General features: G+C 48.5%; 19 protein-coding genes and 2 tRNA genes. 18 read left to right on the top strand and 3 right to left on the bottom strand.

All coding sequences use genetic code 11. From position 1 onward, the window contains the following. Positions 1-165: 165 nt before the first annotated feature. From ftsH to pnp, 14 genes are all read left to right on the top strand, one after another. Complete coding sequence (ftsH, locus tag NO559_RS00570) at positions 166-2,112, top strand: ATP-dependent zinc metalloprotease FtsH (RefSeq protein ID WP_258330184.1); 1,947 nt, start codon at positions 166-168, stop codon at positions 2,110-2,112. A gap of 57 nt (positions 2,113-2,169) precedes the next feature. Continuing rightward, positions 2,170-3,009, top strand: a complete 840-nt coding sequence (gene folP, locus NO559_RS00565; protein ID WP_258330183.1) for a dihydropteroate synthase — start codon at positions 2,170-2,172, stop codon at positions 3,007-3,009. 29 nt (positions 3,010-3,038) lie between these two features. Continuing rightward, complete coding sequence (glmM, locus tag NO559_RS00560) at positions 3,039-4,376, top strand: phosphoglucosamine mutase (protein ID WP_258329818.1); 1,338 nt, start codon at positions 3,039-3,041, stop codon at positions 4,374-4,376. A 108-nt stretch (positions 4,377-4,484) separates the two neighbouring features. Next, positions 4,485-5,246: a triose-phosphate isomerase gene (gene tpiA, locus NO559_RS00555; RefSeq protein ID WP_258329817.1), complete on the top strand. Its 762-nt coding sequence runs from the start codon at positions 4,485-4,487 to the stop codon at positions 5,244-5,246. A 15-nt stretch (positions 5,247-5,261) separates the two neighbouring features. Beyond that, a complete protein-coding gene (secG, locus tag NO559_RS00550) occupies positions 5,262-5,654 on the top strand; it encodes a preprotein translocase subunit SecG (RefSeq protein WP_258329816.1) in 393 nt (130 codons plus the stop codon). A gap of 6 nt (positions 5,655-5,660) precedes the next feature. Continuing rightward, positions 5,661-5,747, top strand: a tRNA-Leu gene (locus NO559_RS00545). Between the two features lie 238 nt (positions 5,748-5,985). Further along, positions 5,986-6,062 (top strand) — tRNA-Met (locus tag NO559_RS00540). Positions 6,063-6,260: 198 nt separating this feature from the next. Next, a complete protein-coding gene (gene rimP, locus NO559_RS00535) occupies positions 6,261-6,716 on the top strand; it encodes a ribosome maturation factor RimP (RefSeq protein ID WP_258329815.1) in 456 nt (151 codons plus the stop codon). A 67-nt stretch (positions 6,717-6,783) separates the two neighbouring features. Further along, a complete protein-coding gene (gene nusA / locus NO559_RS00530; protein WP_258329814.1) occupies positions 6,784-8,280 on the top strand; it encodes a transcription termination factor NusA in 1,497 nt (498 codons plus the stop codon). A 45-nt stretch (positions 8,281-8,325) separates the two neighbouring features. Further along, positions 8,326-10,974, top strand: a complete 2,649-nt coding sequence (gene infB, locus NO559_RS00525) for a translation initiation factor IF-2 (protein WP_258329813.1) — start codon at positions 8,326-8,328, stop codon at positions 10,972-10,974. Between the two features lie 127 nt (positions 10,975-11,101). Beyond that, complete coding sequence (rbfA, locus tag NO559_RS00520; RefSeq protein ID WP_258329812.1) at positions 11,102-11,506, top strand: 30S ribosome-binding factor RbfA; 405 nt, start codon at positions 11,102-11,104, stop codon at positions 11,504-11,506. A gap of 2 nt (positions 11,507-11,508) precedes the next feature. After that, positions 11,509-12,435, top strand: coding sequence for a tRNA pseudouridine(55) synthase TruB (gene truB / locus NO559_RS00515; protein ID WP_258329811.1), 927 nt, complete (start codon positions 11,509-11,511; stop codon positions 12,433-12,435). Between the two features lie 168 nt (positions 12,436-12,603). After that, the gene (rpsO, locus tag NO559_RS00510) at positions 12,604-12,873 is read left to right on the top strand and encodes a 30S ribosomal protein S15 (protein WP_258329810.1); all 270 of its coding nucleotides are present in this window, start codon (positions 12,604-12,606) and stop codon (positions 12,871-12,873) included. Between the two features lie 130 nt (positions 12,874-13,003). Further along, positions 13,004-15,115 carry a polyribonucleotide nucleotidyltransferase gene (pnp, locus tag NO559_RS00505; protein WP_258329809.1) on the top strand — a complete coding sequence of 704 codons (2,112 nt, stop codon included), beginning with the start codon at positions 13,004-13,006 and terminating at the stop codon, positions 15,113-15,115. A gap of 137 nt (positions 15,116-15,252) precedes the next feature. Here the strand turns inward: pnp and NO559_RS00500 are convergent, their stop codons facing one another. Together NO559_RS00500 and NO559_RS00495 are read right to left on the bottom strand one after the other, a co-directional pair. Beyond that, entirely contained in the window at positions 15,253-15,573 is a 321-nt protein-coding gene (locus NO559_RS00500) for a Rieske (2Fe-2S) protein (RefSeq protein ID WP_258329808.1), read from the bottom strand. 2 nt (positions 15,574-15,575) lie between these two features. Beyond that, a complete protein-coding gene (locus NO559_RS00495) occupies positions 15,576-15,842 on the bottom strand; it encodes a TfoX/Sxy family protein (protein ID WP_258329807.1) in 267 nt (88 codons plus the stop codon). A gap of 103 nt (positions 15,843-15,945) precedes the next feature. On the opposite strand from NO559_RS00495, the gene NO559_RS00490 reads away from it, so the two are divergent. Both NO559_RS00490 and NO559_RS00485 read left to right on the top strand, forming a co-directional pair. Further along, positions 15,946-16,659 carry a M15 family metallopeptidase gene (locus NO559_RS00490; protein ID WP_258329806.1) on the top strand — a complete coding sequence of 238 codons (714 nt, stop codon included), beginning with the start codon at positions 15,946-15,948 and terminating at the stop codon, positions 16,657-16,659. A gap of 168 nt (positions 16,660-16,827) precedes the next feature. Further along, on the top strand, positions 16,828-17,304 hold the full coding sequence (locus tag NO559_RS00485) for a hypothetical protein (RefSeq protein WP_258329805.1): 477 nt from the start codon (positions 16,828-16,830) through the stop codon (positions 17,302-17,304). A 61-nt stretch (positions 17,305-17,365) separates the two neighbouring features. Here the strand turns inward: NO559_RS00485 and ppa are convergent, their stop codons facing one another. Continuing rightward, positions 17,366-17,896, bottom strand: coding sequence for an inorganic diphosphatase (gene ppa / locus NO559_RS00480; RefSeq protein WP_258329804.1), 531 nt, complete (start codon positions 17,894-17,896; stop codon positions 17,366-17,368). A 218-nt stretch (positions 17,897-18,114) separates the two neighbouring features. Here ppa and NO559_RS00475 point away from each other — a divergent pair, with 218 nt between their 5' ends. Together NO559_RS00475 and mpl are read left to right on the top strand one after the other, a co-directional pair. Then, positions 18,115-18,393 carry a PilZ domain-containing protein gene (locus NO559_RS00475; protein WP_258329803.1) on the top strand — a complete coding sequence of 93 codons (279 nt, stop codon included), beginning with the start codon at positions 18,115-18,117 and terminating at the stop codon, positions 18,391-18,393. 74 nt (positions 18,394-18,467) lie between these two features. After that, entirely contained in the window at positions 18,468-19,832 is a 1,365-nt protein-coding gene (gene mpl / locus NO559_RS00470; RefSeq protein WP_258329802.1) for a UDP-N-acetylmuramate:L-alanyl-gamma-D-glutamyl-meso-diaminopimelate ligase, read from the top strand. Positions 19,833-19,835 lie beyond the last annotated feature (3 nt).

The following is a 19,835-nucleotide window of genomic DNA, read 5'->3' as shown; positions in this document are numbered from 1 at the left end:
TAACGGCGGCGGTAATCGCCTAGATATGCGCTATGTTGGTGCAGACTGTAGCCCTAATAGCGAATGGAGCCACAGGGCAATGTGTAGTAAAGTGGCAGAATTGATGTAATGAGTGCGGGGTGATAAAGCCTTAGATGCTCTATAGAGGATAGACTTTTGAACGATATGGTAAAAAATTTATTGCTGTGGTTGGTGATTGCTACGGTTTTGTTGTCAGTGTTTAACAACTTCAACGTACGCCCCACTGCAGAGGTGCTGGATTACTCGCAGTTTATCCAAGAAGTACAAAACGATAGAGTGCGGCGCGTAGTGATAGAGGGCCAGACCATACGCGGCCAGCGCAATGACGATAGCCGTTTTGAGAGCGTTAGGCCGCTGATTGAAGATCCGGGCCTGATTAACGATTTAGTAGATCACCGCGTAGAGATTGAAGGCCGCAAGCCTGAGCAGCAAAGCATCTGGACTCAGCTGCTGGTTGCTAGCTTCCCCATCCTAGTCATTATCGCCGTGTTTATGTTCTTTATGCGCCAAATGCAGGGTGGCGGCGGTGGCAAAGGCGGCCCCATGTCCTTTGGTAAGAGCAAGGCGCGTTTGCTGGGTGAAGACCAAATTAAAACCACCTTTGCCGATGTGGCGGGTGTTGATGAAGCCAAAGAAGATGTAAAAGAGTTGGTGGATTTTTTAAGCGACCCCGGTAAGTTCCAAAAGCTGGGCGGTCGTATTCCTCGCGGCGTACTCATGGTAGGTCAGCCTGGTACCGGTAAAACCCTATTGGCTAAGGCCATAGCGGGCGAGGCGAAAGTGCCTTTCTTTACCATCTCAGGTTCTGACTTCGTAGAGATGTTTGTGGGTGTAGGTGCCTCTCGGGTGCGCGATATGTTTGAGCAAGCCAAAAAACAAGCGCCCTGTATTATCTTTATCGATGAGATAGATGCCGTAGGTAGGCACCGTGGTGCTGGCATGGGCGGCGGTCACGATGAACGTGAGCAAACCCTTAACCAATTATTGGTAGAGATGGACGGCTTTGATGTTAACGATGGCGTTATTGTTATTGCTGCGACTAACCGCCCCGATGTATTAGACCCTGCCTTACTGCGCCCCGGTCGTTTTGACCGCCAGGTGGTGGTGGGCTTGCCCGATATACGCGGCCGCGAACAAATTTTAAAAGTGCATATGCGCAAAGTGCCTTTAGCTGACAAAGTTGATGCTTCAGTTATTGCGCGCGGTACGCCGGGCTTTTCCGGTGCTGACCTAGCTAACTTGGTTAACGAGGCGGCGCTATTTGCTGCGCGTACTGGCGTGCGAGTAGTGGGTATGGAGCAGTTTGAACTGGCCAAAGATAAAATCATGATGGGCGCTGAGCGCAAGTCCATGGTGATGTCGGAAAAAGAAAAACTCAATACGGCCTATCACGAAGCGGGGCACGCCATTGTTGGGCGCTTGGTACCTGAGCATGACCCCGTCTACAAGGTTTCTATTATCCCCCGTGGCCGCGCCTTGGGTGTGACTATGTTCTTGCCGGAAGAAGATCGCTATAGCTTGAGTCGTCGCCATATTATTGGTCAGATTTGCTCTTTGTTTGGTGGCCGTATCGCCGAAGAAATGACCTTAGGTAAAGATGGTGTTACCACGGGTGCCTCTAACGATATAGAGCGTGCTACCAGCATTGCTCGCAATATGGTGACCAAATGGGGGCTGTCGGAAAAGCTGGGCCCACTAATGTATGAGGATGCGCAAGAGGAAGTGTTCTTGGGTAAATCAGCCGGTGGTCCTTCTTCTCATGTGTCAGGTAATACCCGCAATGAAATAGATGCCGAGGTGCGCCGCATAGTGGATGAGTGCTATGCCAAAGCCGAGCAGATCTTGGCCGAAAACCGCGATAAGTTGGATATGATGGCTGAGGCACTAATGCACTATGAAACCATAGATGCAGGCCAAATCGATGCCATCATGGAGGGTCGCAAGCCCGGACCACCTTCGGATTGGGATAATAATGACAGTGATGCGGGTGGTGATGCAGACCAGCCTGTTGCTGAAGACGCACAAGGCGAAGATGAAGGCAAAGGCGAACAGGCAGATAAGCCGGTTGGTGGCCCCGCTAGCGATCACTAATTGCCGCCCTCTATGTCTACAGCAGCACACTCTACTAAGCGCCGCCGCAATTCTTTAATGGATTGCGGCGGTCGTGTTTTGGACTTGTCGCAGCCGCAAGTGATGGCGGTGTTAAATGTGACACCCGATTCTTTCTCTGATGGCGGTAGCCTTAGCAGCGCGGGCCAATTAAACCAGCAAAAAGTTTTACAGCGCGTAGAGCGCATCTTGGCCGAAGGTGCCAGCATTATTGATGTGGGTGGTGAATCCACTCGGCCGGGGGCCACGCCTGTGCCTCTAGCGGAAGAGATGGACAGGGTGTTGCCGGTAGTAGAGGCGATTAGCCAGCGCTTTGACGCAGTGATTTCTGTGGATACCAGTAGCCCCGAGCTAATGCTGGCCGCGGCTGACTGTGGTGCGGGCCTGCTTAATGATGTGCGTGCCTTGGAGCGCCCCGGGGCGGTTACCGCCGCGGTACAAACTGGCCTGCCCGTATGCCTTATGCATATGCAGGGCAGCCCGGCTATGATGCAGAATAATCCCAATTATCAGAGCGTGGTAACCGAGGTGGCGCAGTATTTGTCGGGTAGAGCCGAAAGCTGTATGGCCGCAGGGGTGGAGCCAGGGCGCATCATCATAGACCCGGGTTTTGGTTTTGGTAAAACCGCTGAGCATAATTTACAGCTGCTCAAACAATTGCCACAGTTGCAGGATTTGGGGTTTCCTATTTTGGTGGGGCTGTCGCGTAAATCGCTGATCGGTCAGGTGTTGGGGCGTGAAGTTAATGAGCGTTTGGCTGGCAGTTTAGCTTTGGCGCTAATGTCGGTAATGCATGGCGCGGCCATAGTGCGCGTGCATGATGTTGCCGAAACTGTGGATGCGATACGTTTATATAATGCTATGCAGCAATCCTGTTAGCAAAAAACAATAATTAGGATAGAGCAAGAATGACAAGAAAATATTTCGGTACCGATGGCATACGTGGTCTCGTGGGCACTGGCGCAATAACGCCTGAATTTGTCTTAAAGTTGGGCTGGGCTGTGGGTAAGGTCTTTGCTCGCAAAGGCCGCTGTAAGATTATTATTGGTAAAGACACCCGTATATCAGGTTATATGTTTGAATCGGCTTTAGAGGCGGGGCTAGTGGCGGCCGGCGCAGATGTGTGTATGTTGGGGCCCATGCCTACCCCGGCGGTGGCCTATTTAACGCGTACCTTTCATGCCCAGGCGGGCATAGTGATTAGTGCATCCCATAACCCCTATCACGATAATGGCATCAAGTTTTTCTCGGCCGAGGGTACCAAACTGCCGGATGAGGTGGAGTTGGAAATAGAGCGTCAGCTAGACGAGCCCATGACAACGGTAGACTCAGCCAAATTAGGTAAAGTCACCCGTATCAATGACGCGGCGGGCCGTTATATAGAATTTTGTAAAAGTACCGTGCCCAGTGGCTTTAGTCTTCAGGGTTTAAAAATGGTGGTGGATTGCGCTCATGGCGCTACTTACCAAGTAGCTCCGGCGGTGTTTGAGGAGTTGGGTGCAGAGGTAATTATTATTGCCGACAAGCCCAATGGCTTAAATATTAATGAGCAAGTAGGTTCTACCAAGCCGCAGGCTTTACAGCAGCGGGTACTAATGGAAAAAGCCGATTTAGGCGTGGCCTTTGATGGCGATGGCGATAGATTGGTGTTTGTGGATCGCAATGGCCGCTTAATTGATGGCGACGAATTGTTGTTTGTGATTGTGCAGGATGCAATACGCACCACGGGCGCCTGTGCTGGCGTGGTGGGTACGTTAATGTCTAACTTGGGTTTTGAGTTAGCGCTGCAAAAATTACAAGTTCCCTTTGCGCGTGCCAAAGTGGGTGACCGTTATGTTAATGAGCTGATGCAAGCCGAAGGCTGGAGCCTAGGTGGTGAAAACTCTGGCCATATTATTTGTGCTGATGTAACTACCACTGGCGATGGTTTGGTTGCTGCATTAAAGGTGCTGTTTGCAGTGGTGGATAGCGGTATGCCCTTGCATGACTTAGTGGCGGGTATGAGTAAATTTCCGCAGGTCATGATTAATGTGGGGGTGAGTGATAGTAGCAAGCTCAGTAATAACAGTGTTATTGATCAGGCGGTGAGCACTGCGGAAGCCACCCTAGATGGCCGCGGTAGAGTTTTACTGCGGCCCTCGGGTACCGAGCCGGTAGTGCGGGTGATGGTAGAAGGTGAAGACGGTGAGCTGGTCGGCCGTTTGGCCAAAGATATTGCCGCAGTAGTTGAGGCTCAGGTGGCTTAGCCCTAGGTGCTTGTGGTGCAAGGAATTTATCCATTAAGCGCGGCTGCTTTCTTGTATGTTGAAAGTTCTTTGGGTAAGATTGCCGCCTTTTTTAGCTAAGAGAAAACTATGCGTCGTAAACTGGTCGTAGGTAATTGGAAAATGCATGGCTCGCAAGAGTTACTGCGTACCTTGTTGACGGGTTTGCAGGCAAATGCGGCGCAGGGTGATTTTGCTGATGCTGCGGTTTGTCCTCCCGCTGTTTACTTAGCTGAGGCAGCCACGCTGCTAGCCGATAGTGCAATTAGTTTGGGTGCGCAAAACCTAAGCCAACATGAGCAGGGTGCCTACACCGGTGAGGTGTCAGGATCTATGTTAGCCGAGCTGGGTTGTCGCTACGTAATCGTGGGGCATTCAGAGCGTAGAGAATTATTTGCCGAAACTGATGAGCTGGTGGCTGATAAGTTTATCGCTGCTCAGCGTGCCGGGCTTACGCCCATACTTTGTGTAGGCGAAAGCTTGGCCCAGCGTGAAGCGGGTCAAACCTTGGATTTTGTGGCGCAGCAATTAAATGCTGTGATAGCTAAAGCCGGAATAGAGGCTTTTAGTGGCGCAGTATTAGCCTATGAGCCTATTTGGGCTATAGGTACCGGCATGACTGCCAGCCCCGAGCAGGCACAAGAGGTGCATCAGCATTTGCGTCAGGTGGTGGCGCAGCACAGCGCGGCAGTGGCGGCAGAATTACAAATGTTATATGGCGGTAGCGTCAATGCGGCGAATGCGGCACAATTGTTCGCGCAACAGGATATAGACGGAGCTTTAGTCGGTGGAGCCTCGTTAAAGCTAGACGATTTTTCTGTGATTTGTCGTGCGGCTCAGTCATCGATTTAAAATAGAGTTATTACTATGGAACAACTAATACTGATTTTTCATGTGCTTGCAGCCTTAGGTATTATCGGTTTAATACTGATACAGCAGGGTAAGGGCGCCAGCATGGGGGCCTCTTTTGGTTCTGGTGCTTCGCAAACCATTATGGGTAGTCAGGGTGGCGGTAACTTGCTAACCAAAGGCACTTCAATACTGGCGACCTTGTTTTTTGTTACCAGCTTTGCGTTGGCTGTGGTTGCTAAAGATAAGGCAATGTCTGTAGGCATCGCTGATATGCCAGTGCCTGCGGTGGTTGAGTCTAGCGAAGCAGAAATGCCAGTGGCGGAAGATTCTGATATTCCTGCTATGGGTGCCTCAGATACGTCTAGTGATATGCCAGCGGCGGCGGAGGATATTCCGGCCGGTAATTAAGTTTTAGCCGAAGTGGTGGAATTGGTAGACACGCCATCTTGAGGGGGTGGTGGGCGTATGCTCGTGCGGGTTCAAGTCCCGCCTTCGGCACCAAAAATAAAAAAGCGTCTATGGTAGGCGCTTTTTTTATGCCTCTTATTTGTGCTTATGGTCTTGGCCTAGCCTTTAATACGGGAACTTTGCCCTTGACCCAAAACCATCAAATCTCTATAATTCGCGCACTTATTTAAAGCTCGGTGGTTTTGAACTGGTTCTTTAAAAAAGTGCATGCCAAAGGGGCATGGTGCTAGGGTATAGGTGATTTTTGCTATATGTGCCCAGCCAAAGTAGATGCGGGGTGGAGCAGCCTGGTAGCTCGTCGGGCTCATAACCCGAAGGTCGTCGGTTCAAATCCGGCCCCCGCTACCAATTCATGCGTTCGATAAGCGCGTGACATTTAATAAGCCCCTTTTTGGGGTTTTTTGCTATTTGAGGTTTAGCTTTTGCAAATAGGCAGGAGCTGAGCATATGAAGTGGGCCTAGGAGCCCATTTTTTATTGCTGCAAGTTTTAGCGTTTATGGCTAAAAACAGCAGTGGTTATATGACAGTTTATTGAGGTTTCATGCATGGCTGGCAAAGACGCGCTATTGCTAGAGTTGATCAAGCCAGTAGTAGAGGCTTTAGAGTTACAGTTGTGGGGTGTTGAGTACTTAGCTCATGCCAAGCAAACAGTAGTGAGGATATACATCGACAGCCCCAAGGGTATAGATGTTGATGACTGTGCTGCAGTAAGCAGGCAGGTGAGCAGTGTGTTTGATGTTGAAGATCCCATCGCGGGTGAATATACCCTAGAGGTATCTTCGCCGGGTATGGCTAGGCCGTTGTTTAGCCTGGAGCAGTATCAAATCCATAAAGGTGACATGGTAAAGATAAAGTTGCGTGTGGCTTACGAAGGACGCAGAAATTTTACTGGTCAGCTAGTGGGTGTAGAAGACGAAGATGTGGTGATTGTCGTTGATGATCACGAATATTTATTACCCTTTGAGATGATCGATAAGGCAAATATTGTTCCGCAATTTTAATTGCGAATAACATGTTTCACTAGCTTAGTGAGTAAGCGCATGTGAATGGATTTTAACGAGGCGAGCAATGAGTAAAGAAATACTTTTAGTAGCTGAAGCAGTTTCTAACGAAAAAGGCGTAGACCGGGAAATTATTTTCCAGGCGATTGAGCAGGCGTTAGCCATGGCTACTAAAAAACGCTATGACGAAGATGCCGATATACACGTAGTAATAGATAGAGCTACGGGCAATTATGTGACCACTCGCCGCTGGGAAGTGATGAGTGATGACGTAATGGCATTGTTGGGCACGCAATTTACTCTTGAGGAAGCTCACGAAGTCGATAGCTCACTGCAGGTAGGTGATGTGCATGAAGAAGTCGTTGAAAATATAGGCTTTGGTCGCATAGCTGCGCAAACAGCTAAGCAGGTAATCGTGCAAAAAGTTCGCGAAGCCGAGCGTGCGCAAGTAGTAGAGGAATACCAAGGTCGTGTAGGCGAATTGGTTAGCGGCACGGTTAAGAAAGTTACCCGCGATAATATTATTGTTGATCTGGGTAATAACGCCGAAGGCCTGTTGCCTAGAGAAGAGTTGGTAGGCCGTGAAGTTTTCCGCATGGGAGACAGAGCGCGTGCCATTTTACAAGAAGTGCGCCCAGAAGCCCGCGGCCCGCAATTATTCTTAAGCCGTGCTTGCCCAGAAATGATTATCGAGCTTTTCAAAATTGAAGTGCCTGAAATATCAGAAGAGGTGATAGAAATACGCTCGGCAGCTAGAGACGCCGGGTCGCGCGCCAAGATTACTGTAAAAACCAACGACGGCCGCATAGACCCAGTTGGGGCTTGTGTAGGTATGCGTGGTTCACGTGTGCAGGCGGTATCTGGTGAGCTGGGCAACGAGCGCGTCGATATTATTTTATGGGACGATAACCCTGCGCAACTGGTGATAAATGCTATGTCGCCTGCCGAGGTTGAGTCCATAGTAGTAGATGAAGATTCTGGCACCATGGATGTGGCGGTTAATGAAGAAAACCTAGCCATGGCCATAGGCCGCAGCGGTCAAAACGTACGCTTGGCCAGTGAACTAACCGGCTGGACTATCAATGTGATGAGCGTTGAAGCTGCTGCTGAAAAGCATCAGCAAGAGTCGGGTGCCATTATGGAGCAGTTTATGACTGCTTTAGATGTTGAAGAAGATGTGGCTGAAGTATTGGTGGAAGAAGGTTTTACCACCTTGGAAGAAGTCGCTTATGTTCCGTTAGAAGAAATGACTGCCATTGACGGCTTTGATGAAGATATTGCTGAAGAGTTACGCGCAAGAGCTAAAGATGCCTTATTAACCCAGGCTATTGCCAGCGAAGAACAGTTGGGCGAAGTTGAACCCGCTGAAGACTTGCTGAATATGGATGGCATGGATAAGCATTTAGCATTTGTGCTGGCCAGCAAAGGCATAGTCACAATGGAAGATCTTGCTGAGCAAGGTGTAGAAGATATAGTCGATATTGAAGGTATGGACGAGCAGCGTGCAGGTGCATTAATTATGACTGCCCGCGCCCCATGGTTTGCTGAAACTGACGATCAATAAGCGTATATCAGTAACAACAAGTAGCAATACACAGGAGAATACTGAATGGCTGAAGTAACTGTAAGCCAACTAGCTGAAGTAGTTGGCGCGCCAGTTGACCGTTTATTGGGTCAAATGAAGCAGGCGGGCCTAACGCATACACAGGCTGAACAAATTGTATCGGATGATGATAAGCAAACCCTGCTAGCTTTTTTGAAAAGCAGCCACGGTGAAACTGTAGACGCGCCTAAAAAGATTACCTTAAAACGTAAAACCTTAAGCACTTTAAAAACCAGCTCTAGCCAGGGTAAGAAAACGGTTAGCGTAGAGGTGCGTAAAAAACGTACCTACGTTAAGCGCGATCCACAAGAGTTGTTGGCCGAAGAGCAGGCTAAAAACGCTGGCTCAGAAAAGTCTGAGCAAGAGCTAGCAGCCGAAAAAGCAGCTGCTGAAGAAGCGGCAGCAAAAGCTGCGGCAGAGGCCAAGGCCGAGGCTGAAAAAGCGGCTGCGGCGGCAAAAGCTGCTGCGCCCGCCGAAGAAATATTAGATAAGTCCAAAATGGACCCCGAAGTGCTGCGCCAGATGGCCGCGGCTAAGCGTCAAGAAAAAGAAGCCAAAGATCGCGAATTACAAGCAGCGGCCTTGGCTGCTAAGCGCGCTGAGGAAGAGCGTCAGCAGGCAGGCGCGGAAACAGCTAAGAAGTCGGAAGAGAAAAAAGCTAAGCCTACTCGTTTACACGCTGAGCCTGATGCCGATAAAGATGAGCGCGTTAGCAAGAAGAAGGGCGGCCCTAAAGCGAAAGAGCTGGCTGTTAAAAAACGCGGCAAAAATCGTGGCCACAACATCCGTGATATCGATATGGATGGTGAAGGCAATATGCGCGGCCGCCGTAAACAAAAAATCTTAAAATTGCCAGAAGGTGCTAAGCAGCATGGTTTCTCGGCCCCTACCGAGAAGAAAACTATCGAAGTTGCAATCCCAGAAGCCATCTTAGTCTCTGAGCTAGCTCAGAAAATGCATGTAAAAGCCTCAGAGGTCATTAAAAAGCTGATGGGTATGGGGGTAATGGCCACCATTAACCAAAGCTTGGATCAAGATACAGCCCAGCTAGTGGTTGAAGAGCTAGGGCATATTGCCAAGCTGGTCAGCGGTGATGAAGTTGAAGAGGCGCTAGAAATAGAGCTGGGTCAGCAAGAGGGCACCATGGCGCCTCGTGCCCCAGTGGTTACTGTTATGGGTCACGTAGACCACGGTAAAACCTCGTTGCTGGATTACATACGCAAAACCGGTGTGGCCGGTGGTGAAGCTGGTGGTATTACCCAGCACATAGGTGCCTACCACGTAGAAACCGACCACGGCATGATCTCTTTCTTAGATACCCCGGGCCACGCGGCGTTTACTGCTATGCGTGCACGCGGTGCTAAGAGTACCGATATTGTTATTTTGGTCGTGGCCGCTGATGATGGTGTGATGCCGCAAACAGAAGAGGCAATCAAGCACGCTCGCGCGGCAGAAGTGCCTATTATTGTTGCAGTTAACAAAATTGATAAAGAAGCAGCCGACCTGGACCGGGTTAAAAATGAATTAGCCGCTAAAGACGTAATCCCAGAAGACTGGGGTGGCGATGTGCAGTTTGTACCTGTTTCAGCCCATACCGGTGAGGGTGTTGATGCCTTACTAGAAGCTATTTTGCTGCAGGCAGAGCTGTTAGAGCTGCAGGCGGCTACCGATATACCCGGCAGCGGTATTGTTATTGAATCGCGCTTGGATAAAGGTCGCGGTTCAGTGGCTTCGGTATTAGTGCAGGCGGGTACTTTGCGCCAGGGCGATATAGTGTTGGCGGGTCATCACTATGGTCGCGTACGTGCTATGAACGACGAAAATGGCCAGCCGATTAAAGAGGCGGGGCCTTCTATACCGGTAGAAATTTTAGGCTTAGATGGCACTCCAGATGCCGGTGATAGCTTCATGGTGCTCGAAAACGAGAAGAAGGCGCGTGAAGTGACCTTGTTCCGTCAGGCCAAAGATCGCGAAGATAAGCTTAAGCGTCAACAGGCAGCCAAACTAGAAAATATGTTTGCCAATATGGGCTCAGACGAAGTGCGCACCTTGAATATAGTTATCAAGGCTGATGTGCGGGGCTCTTTAGAGGCGATACAGGCATCTTTATTAGACTTGGGTAACGAAGAAGTTAAAGTGAATATTATTACCGGTGGTGTAGGTGGTATTACTGAAACCGACGTTACCTTAGCGTTAACTTCTAATGCCGTAGTATTTGGTTTTAATGTGCGGGCCGATAACAAAGCGCGTCAAGTGGTAGAGAATGAAGGTATAGACCTGCGCTACTACAGCATTATTTACGATTTGATAGACGACGTTAAACAGGCCCTGTCTGGCATGCTTAGCCCAGAAATGCGTGAAGAGATTAACGGTACCGCCGAAGTGCGCGACGTATTTACTTCACCTAAGTTTGGTCAAATTGCCGGCTGTATGGTTATCGAAGGTACGCTTATACGCAGCAACCCCATACGGGTATTGCGTGATGACGTTGTTATTTATGAGGGCGAACTGGAGTCACTGCGTCGCTTTAAAGATGATGTCAATGAAGTACGCAATGGCATGGAGTGTGGTATAGGTGTTAAAAATTATACCGACGTTAAGCCTGGCGATAAGATAGAAGTTTATGAAGTTAAAGAGTACGCCCGTACCCTGTAATTTCTACATGCTTATTGTTGCATTAGCGTAGCTATATTTATGATTGTCATGCCTGTTACAGGCATGGCAATTTTTTATTTTCAGGGGTGATTAATTGGCCCCGCAATTAGTTTAGGTGGTGGCTGACATGGCCAAAGAATATAGCCGTACCCAGCGGGTGGGCGATTTTATTAAGCGAGAGCTTTCGGGCCTTATCCAATTTGAGATTCGCGACCCCAGAGTGGGCATGGTAAGTGTCACCGATGTAGAGGTGAGCCGCGACATGAGTCACGCCAAGGTATTTGTGACGGTGTTGGGTAAAGAGACCGAGCAAGAGGCGGAAGAGTCTGTAGAGGCACTGAACAAGGCAGCGGGCTTTTTACGCAGCCAAATTGCCAAGGCCAACAATGCACGCACCACGCCCAAGCTGCGCTTTTATTTTGATAGCAGTGTGGTGCAGGGGCAGTATCTTTCTAATCTTATCGACAAAGCTGTGTCTGAAGATAAGCAGCATGAAGGCTATGATAAAGCCGATGACGATAGTGAGGCCTGATTTTGGCTAGGCGACGTCGTGGTAGGCCGGTAGACGGTATTTTAGTATTAGATAAACCCCTAGATAAAAGCTCTAACTGGGCGCTGCAAGTGGCTAGAGCTATCTATCAAGCCCAAAAAGCCGGTCATACCGGCAGCTTAGATCCTTTAGCTACCGGCGTACTGCCGCTGTGCTTTGGCGAGGCCACCAAATTTTCGCAATACCTGCTCGATTCCGACAAGGCCTACCGCAGTACCTTTACCCTGGGGGTGAGCACCGCTACGGGGGATGCTGAGGGCGAAGTCATTAGTACTCAGCCTGCGGCTGATATTAGTGAGCAGCAGGTATTGGCGGCGCTGGCCCAGTTTAGGGGTGAAATAGAGCAGGTGCCCTCTATGTATTCTGCGCTGAAACACCAGGGGCAGCCCCTATATAAGCTAGCCCGCAAGGGTATAGAGGTGGAGCGCAAGCGCCGCCAAGTAGAGATTTTCACTCTAGACTTAGAGGCGTATAGAGCGGGCGAGCACCCTGAAATCGATGTGTATATAGAGTGTAGCAAGGGCACCTATGTGCGCTCTATAGCTGAGGACTTGGGCGCGGCTTTGGGCTGTGGTGCCCATGTATCCATGCTGCGCCGCACGGCGGCCGGGCCTTTTGTTGAGTCCCAGGGGGTAAGCTTGGCGCAGTTGCAAGTATTGCGCGATAACGAAGCCTTTGCTGATCTGGATGCACTGCTGCAGCCGGTCGATCAGGCGCTGACTCACCTGCCTTCGGTAGCCCTCAGCGAGGCGGCGGTGGACTATATTAAGCAGGGCCAAGCGGTGATGGTGCCTAAGGCACCAAGTGATAGTGAATTTAAGCTCTATAGTGAGCAGGGGCACTTTTTGGGTATAGGTGAGCTAAATGACGATGGATTGGTAAAACCTCGTCGATTAATAGCGACAAACTGATCCCAAATAGGGTAAAATCCCGCGCTTATGTGCGCAAGCAGCCTATGGCTGTGTAAAACACACTATTAACCTGACTGTAGATATGCGCGGTCAGGCTAAATTTCAGAGGTAGCCACAGCTTAGGTGGTGGTTACGGGGCATATCATTTGATTAATTAAGGATTTAAAAATGGCATTATCTGCTAGCGAAAAAGCAGCTGTAGTAGCTGAATACCAAACAGCTGAAGGCGATACCGGTTCACCAGAAGTACAGGTAGCATTGTTAACAGCAAATATCTTAAAGTTACAAGGCCACTTTGGTGACCATAAGCAAGATCACCACTCACGTCGTGGTTTGATCCGTATGGTAAACCAACGTCGTAAATTGTTGGATTACTTAAAAGGCAAAAACGTTGAACGTTATGCCGACTTAATTAAGCGTTTAGGTCTACGTCGTTAAGACCTAATAAAAAACCCCAGCTAAACGGTTGGGGTTTTTGCATTTTAGCTTCGTTTAAAATGTTATTAAAAAATCGTAAAAGATAGTCAAACAGAACTTAAATTAGCCCCAGAAGGGAGGATTTCAATTGGTGAATCCAGTAACAAAAACATTTCAATACGGTAATCAAACCGTAACTTTAGAAACAGGCCGTATTGCCCGTCAAGCGACAGGTGCAGTATTGGCGACTATGGGCGATGTAAAAGTACTTTGTACTGTAGTGGCCGCCAAGTCTGCTAAGCCCGGTCAAGACTTTTTTCCATTAGGTGTGCATTACCAAGAGAAAGCCTATGCCGTTGGTAAAATTCCTGGTGGTTTCTTCAAGCGCGAAGCGCGCCCCTCAGAAAAAGAGACCTTAACTTCACGTTTAATCGATCGTCCTATACGTCCATTATTTCCTGAAGGCTTTAAAAACGAAGTACAAGTTATTTGTACTGTTATGTCTGCTGATACTGAAACTGATCCTGATATTATTTCTTTAATTGGTACTTCGGCAGCATTGGCGATTTCAGGTGTGCCTTTTAACGGCCCCGTAGGCGCAGCTCGTGTTGGCTTTACCGCAGAAGAGGGTTACATCTTAAACCCTAGCTATAGCAAATTAGCCGAAAGTGCTTTGGATATGGTTGTTGCCGGTACTTCTGACGCGGTATTAATGGTTGAATCGGAAGCCCAGGAATTAACTGAAGACCAAATGTTAGGTGCGGTTTTATATGCCCACCAAGAGATGCAAGCGGTAATCAAAGTGATTGCAGAGCTAGCTGCAGAAGTCGGTAAGCCGCGTTGGGAAACTGATGCTGAGCCTGAAAATACTGCATTGTTAGCGGCTGTTGCTAACGGTTTTAAACAAGGTATAGGCGATGCTTACCGCATCACCGATAAAGCTGAGCGCTATGCTGCCTTAGGTGCTTTAAAAGATCAGTTAGTTGCCCAGCTAGCCACAGGTGAAGAAGCGCAATACACAGCTGAGGAAGTTTTAGAGGTATTTAAAAAGCTTGAAAAGTCTACTGTACGTCAGCGCATACTAAACGGCGAAGCCCGTATTGATGGCCGCGATAACAGCACAGTACGTGGCATTAACGTTGAAGTAGGTGTATTACCCAAAACTCACGGTTCTGCCTTATTTACTCGCGGTGAAACCCAAGCTATTGGTGTAACCACTTTAGGTACGACTAGGGACGCACAGTTAATCGACGCCTTGGAAGGTAAGCGTGAAGATAACTTCATGTTGCACTACAACTTCCCTCCTTACTCAGTAGGTGAGTGTGGCCGTGCTGGCTTCACTAGCCGTCGTGAGATAGGCCACGGACGTTTAGCACGTCGCGGTGTTGCTGCGGTATTACCTAAGCCTGAGGATTTCCCCTACACCATACGTGTGGTTTCAGAAATCACCGAATCTAACGGTTCTAGCTCTATGGCATCTGCCTGTGTGGCCAGTTTGTCTATGATGGAAGCGGGTGTACCACTTAAGGCGCCTGTTGCTGGTATCGCCATGGGCTTGGTTAAAGAGGGCGAGCGTTTCGCTGTATTAACCGATATCTTGGGTGACGAAGATCACCTAGGTGACATGGACTTTAAAGTAGCGGGTACTGCCGATGGTATTACTGCTCTACAGATGGATATTAAAATCGAAGGTATCAACGAGCAAATCATGGAGATTGCACTACAGCAAGCCATGGATGCGCGTTTGCACATCTTGGGTCAAATGAATCAGGTGATCAGTACTGCCCGTACTGAAGTGTCTGAAAATGCGCCCTCTATGGCAACGTTGAAAATCGATTCTGACAAGATTCGTGACGTAATCGGTAAAGGCGGCGCAACTATACGTGCTATTACTGAAGAAACTGGCGCTAGCGTTGATATCGATGATGACGGCACAGTTCGCATCTACGGTACTGATGCCGCATCACGTGACGCCGCAGTCGCTAAAGTTGAAGAAATCACAGCTGAAGCGGAAGTGGGTGCTACCTATACCGGTACTGTTGCACGCATCGTTGATTTTGGTGCTTTTGTTAATATCTTGCCTGGCAAAGACGGTTTGGTTCACATCTCGCAAATCTCATCTGAGCGTGTAGAGAACGTGACTGACTACTTAAAAGAAGGCCAAGAGATCCAAGTTAAAGTATTAGACGTGGATCAGCGCGGCCGTATTAAGCTGTCTATGAAAGAGCTAGAAGAAAAAACTGAACAAGCTTCAGAAGACTAAACAGTCGCTAGTTACTAGTTTATAGTGGCTAGTAAAAAGGCCAGCTCCCTTTGGGGAGCTGGCCTTTTTTGTTTTTGTGGGATGGCGCTAAAATTCTAGAGACTAGAGACTAGAGACTAGAGACTAGAGACTAGAGACTAGAGACTAGAGACTGTAATAACACCGTCCTCTAAGTGATAATCGACGGGCTGTAAGTACTCTCCCATGCAGGGTCCGGCAACACATTGGCCATCCTCTATTAGAAATAAAGCGCCGTGGGTACTGCATTGTATTAGGGTGTTATCCATATCTAAAAACTGATCTTCCTGCCAGTTTAGCTCCACGCCTAAGTGTGGGCAGCTGTTTTTATAAACAAATAATTGGCCGTCTTTTTTAACGGCAAATATACTGCCATCTTTGAGTTCAAAACCTTTGGAGCTGTCGTCAGCTATATCGTCTATATGGCAAAGCTTGGGCATAATCAGGTGGTAGATAATCGTTTTTCAGCTTCTTCAACCAGCTGCTGTTTTAAGCTGGGAGCTAAATCGTTCCAGTGGGTGTCAGTTAAAGCGCCTTGCAGGGCGTATAAAAACACCTTGGATACTTTAATTTCTCGTTGTTTGATTTGGGTGTAGGCTTCAACAGGGCCGATATTTTTTAAATCTTCATAGCTGTTAATGCCTATGGCCTTAAGCCAGTTAATAGAGGTGTTACCTAGATTTTTTAAGTCTAGTAAATCGTTTTGCATAAGGCTTGCTCTGCTATCTTTGTTATTATGTTCTATTTTTATAATACAGATAGTCTTATATATCAATAAACACACACAAATTGCTGAAAATAGTGCAAAAGCTATGATGGATATTGCTAGTTTACTGGGCCAAAACGATCAGGATATTGATTACAGCAGTGCCGAAGCGCCGCTGCATAAAGGCGTGGTGGCGGCTTATCTAGATTTGCAGCGCAGGGCGGCAGCTGCGGGCTTTGATTTGGCAATAGCCAGCGCCTACCGCAGTTATGAGCGTCAGCTGGCGATCTGGAATGCTAAGCTCAGCGGCGCCAGGCCGGTATACGATAGTCAAAATCAACTGCTGCTCTTGCAGGGTTTGAGTGAGTGGCAGCAGCTGCAAGCGGTATTGCGCTGGTCAGCCTTGCCTGGGGCCTCTAGGCACCACTGGGGTACCGATATAGATATATATGACAGAGCTGCTGTAGCGCCAGACTATCAGTTGCAGCTATCCCTGGCTGAAGTTAGTGAGGGCGGGCCTTTTAATGCCATGCATAATTGGCTAGATGAGTTGATATTAGCAGAGCCTGAGCTAGGCTTTTTTCGCCCCTATGATAAGGACAGGGGCGGGGTGGCTCCCGAGCGTTGGCATATAAGTTATGCGCCGCTAGCTGCGCATTATCAAAAAGCTTTAACGCTTACTGCCATCCGGCAATGTTGTGAAAGCGGCGACATGCTATTAAAAGAAACGGTGCTCAATAATATAGATTTGATTAAAAATCGTTTTATTGACGTGCCCGTAGACTGTTATCCGGAAAATTTCCAGTTTATTTTGCAATAATTTTTTTGGATAAGTTTTTATATTGTGAACTTAATCGCTTGTAAAGTTGTAGCAGTTTTCTATACATTAGCCGAGCTTTAAAAACGTTGAGTTGGTACTCAGCTGAAATAATAAATACGTCACGGATGCGGCATATCTCTCTGCATTTTGCGGAGTAAAGAGGTTATTTTGAGTGTAAAACTAATAGACAACGAGGCCTTTTATGGTTTTCGTGTGCGGCGAACGATAAACGGGGAGTTATACCAAGAGTACTTTTCGCTAAAAAGCGAGGGTGTGCGTTTGGAGGGCCGGCATAAGCGGCGGGTTGAGCAAGATGCTTTTGATAGAGATAAGGAGCTTGCTGAACTGCAACAAAAAACGAAACAGCAACTAAAAGCAGATCGTTGCTTTAACCCTGATGGTACTATTAAGGGGATTAGTTATTTGCTGAAAACGGAAAAGAGCGGCACTATTACCCCTATATTTCAAGTGGGGATTTCTTCGGAAATTAAACAAAAGATAGTGTGCACCAGTTTTTCCGTAAATGCCCATGGTGAACAAGAGGCTTGGAAAAAAGCGATAGAAACTTATGCTAAGCATAAGGCGATACGCAAAAACACCAAGCTCTATCAAAAGTTGCTCAACAGTAAGCCTAAAACGGCTTAGTGGTAAATAATGAATATAAAAAAACCAGGCATTGCCTGGTTTTTTTATATTCGAATAAGCCTTAGGCGTTTTCGTAAGCGGCTTTAGCTTTAATAATTTCAGCTTTGGCGGCCTCTGCATTATCCCAGCCTTCTACCTTAACCCACTTGCCAGCTTCTAAGTCTTTGTAGTTTTCAAAGAAATGCTCGATTTGCTTGATTAGCAGTTCGGGTAGGTCGGCAATCTCTTGTACGTCTTTGTATAAAGTGGTGAGCTTGTCGTGGGGCACGGCTAACAGCTTGGCGTCTAAACCTGCTTCGTCGCTCATGTTTAATATGCCTATAGGGCGTGAGCGTATAACAGAGCCTGGGGCTACCGGGTAAGGGGTGACCACCAGCACGTCTAATGGGTCGCCATCTTCTGATAGTGTTTCAGGTATGTAGCCGTAGTTGGCAGGGTAAAACATGGGGGTAGCCATAAAACGGTCAACTAATAAGCAATCCATGTCCTTGTCAATTTCGTACTTAATAGGGTCGTGATTCGCTGGAATCTCTATAGCGACATAAATGTCATTGGGTAAGTCTTTACCTGCTGGGATTTTGTTGTAGCTCATGGTTGCTGCATTCCAATTGTGGTTAATATTTGACAGTTAGTGCCATTAGTAGGGGGTTAGCCGCTGTATTAATAACCGCTAGGCTAAAAGTAGTGGCCTAAAAAATTGATCTGCGATTATAAACTGAGCTGGGCTGAATACCAATGCTTGAATGGTCGGCTTATGCTAACCTTGCCACAGAGATGGTTTAGGACAATAACAATAACTTAGGTTTTATTATGACGGATTCAGACAAAAGGCGTGATGTGCGCACCAAGTTTCGTGCCGAGGTCAAGGTATCACACCCGGAAGTGGGCGAGCTGGCAACCCATACGGGTGATATTTCTGATACGGGTGCCTTTATACTTTCCGAGGGGCATACCATGCCTGAAATTAATGAGATCGTAGCGGTGCAGGTGCAGGGCATGGGTGATGGTGAGGCTCCCGTAGTAAAAATGCGGGTTGTGCGTCACGATAAAAATGGCATAGGTTTAGAGTATGTCGATAGCGAGGACTAAGGCTGGTCTTAGTGCTGGGTTTCAATTAGCTGCAGTGATACTATCCGCGCAATAAAAATCACTTAAGGACAGTAATGCATATCCATATCTTGGGTATCTGCGGCACTTTTATGGGCGGCTTAGCTATTTTAGCCCGCCAGTTAGGCCATACCGTTTCTGGTTCAGATGCCAATGTATACCCCCCCATGAGCACTCAGTTGCAGGAGCAAGGTATTGCACTGACTGAGGGTTATGATCCCGCCCAGCTAGACCCCGCCCCCGATTTAGTGGTGGTGGGCAATGCCATGTCTAGAGGCAACCCCGCCGTTGAATACATGCTGGAGCAGGGGCTTAAGTATACCTCTGGCCCGCAGTGGTTATCTGAGCATTTGCTGCAAGATCGCTGGGTATTAGCCTGTGCTGGCACGCACGGTAAAACCAGCACTTCTAGCATGTTGGCGTGGATACTAGAATACGCCAACATGAGCCCCGGTTATTTAATCGGCGGTGTGCCCGCCGATTTTGGCGTATCGGCGCGTCTGGGGGAATCGCCCTTTTTTGTAATTGAGGCTGATGAATACGACAGTGCCTTTTTTGATAAGCGCTCAAAATTTGTTCATTACCGCCCGCGTACTGCCGTACTTAATAATTTAGAGTTTGACCACGCCGATATCTTTGACGACCTAGCGGCGATACAAAAGCAGTTTCACCATTTAATACGCACCATACCCAGCAATGGCCAGGTTATTTTACCCGCCCAAACTGACAGCCTAGAGGCTGTGCTTAAACAGGGCCTGTGGTCTGAGAAGGTTTACACAGCTATCAACAAGCCCTTAGCGGCGGGTTGGGCGGCAACACTGCAAAAGGCCGACGGCAGCCAGTTTGAGGTACAGCTGGATGGCCAGCCCGTGGCTACGGTTAATTGGGCCCATGGTGGCCATCACAATGTCAGCAATGCGCTATCGGCGATGGCTGCAGCCAGGCATGTGGGGGTTAGCCCCGCTATAGCCGCGCAGGCCCTTAGCCAGTTTTTAGGGGTAAAGCGGCGCATGGAGCTATTAGCCGAGGTTAACGGTGTTGCGGTGTACGATGATTTTGCTCATCACCCTACGGCGATTACCACCACCCTAGCGGGCCTGCGCGCCAAAGTGGGTTCGCAAAAAATCACCGCAGTGATAGAGCCGCGCTCAAACACTATGCGCATGGGCGCGCATTTAGCTAAGTTGCCCAATGCCACTCAGCAAGCCGATCGCGTAATCTGGTATCAGCCGCCGGGGCTGGATTGGAGCTTAGAGCAAGTCGTGGCCGGCAGCGAGGGTAGGGCCAGTGTTAGCCATAGCATAGACCATATTATTGAGCAGTTAGTGGCCAGCGCTCAGCCCGGCGAACAAATTGTCATTATGAGCAACGGCGGCTTTGCCGGAATACACCAAAAACTCATTACTGCGCTCAGTAAATAAACA

It is taken from the genome of Dasania sp. GY-MA-18 (assembly GCF_024734385.1).
GTDB lineage: Bacteria > Pseudomonadota > Gammaproteobacteria > Pseudomonadales > Dasaniaceae > Dasania > Dasania phycosphaerae.
This window is presented reverse-complemented; position numbering and strand designations above follow the sequence as displayed.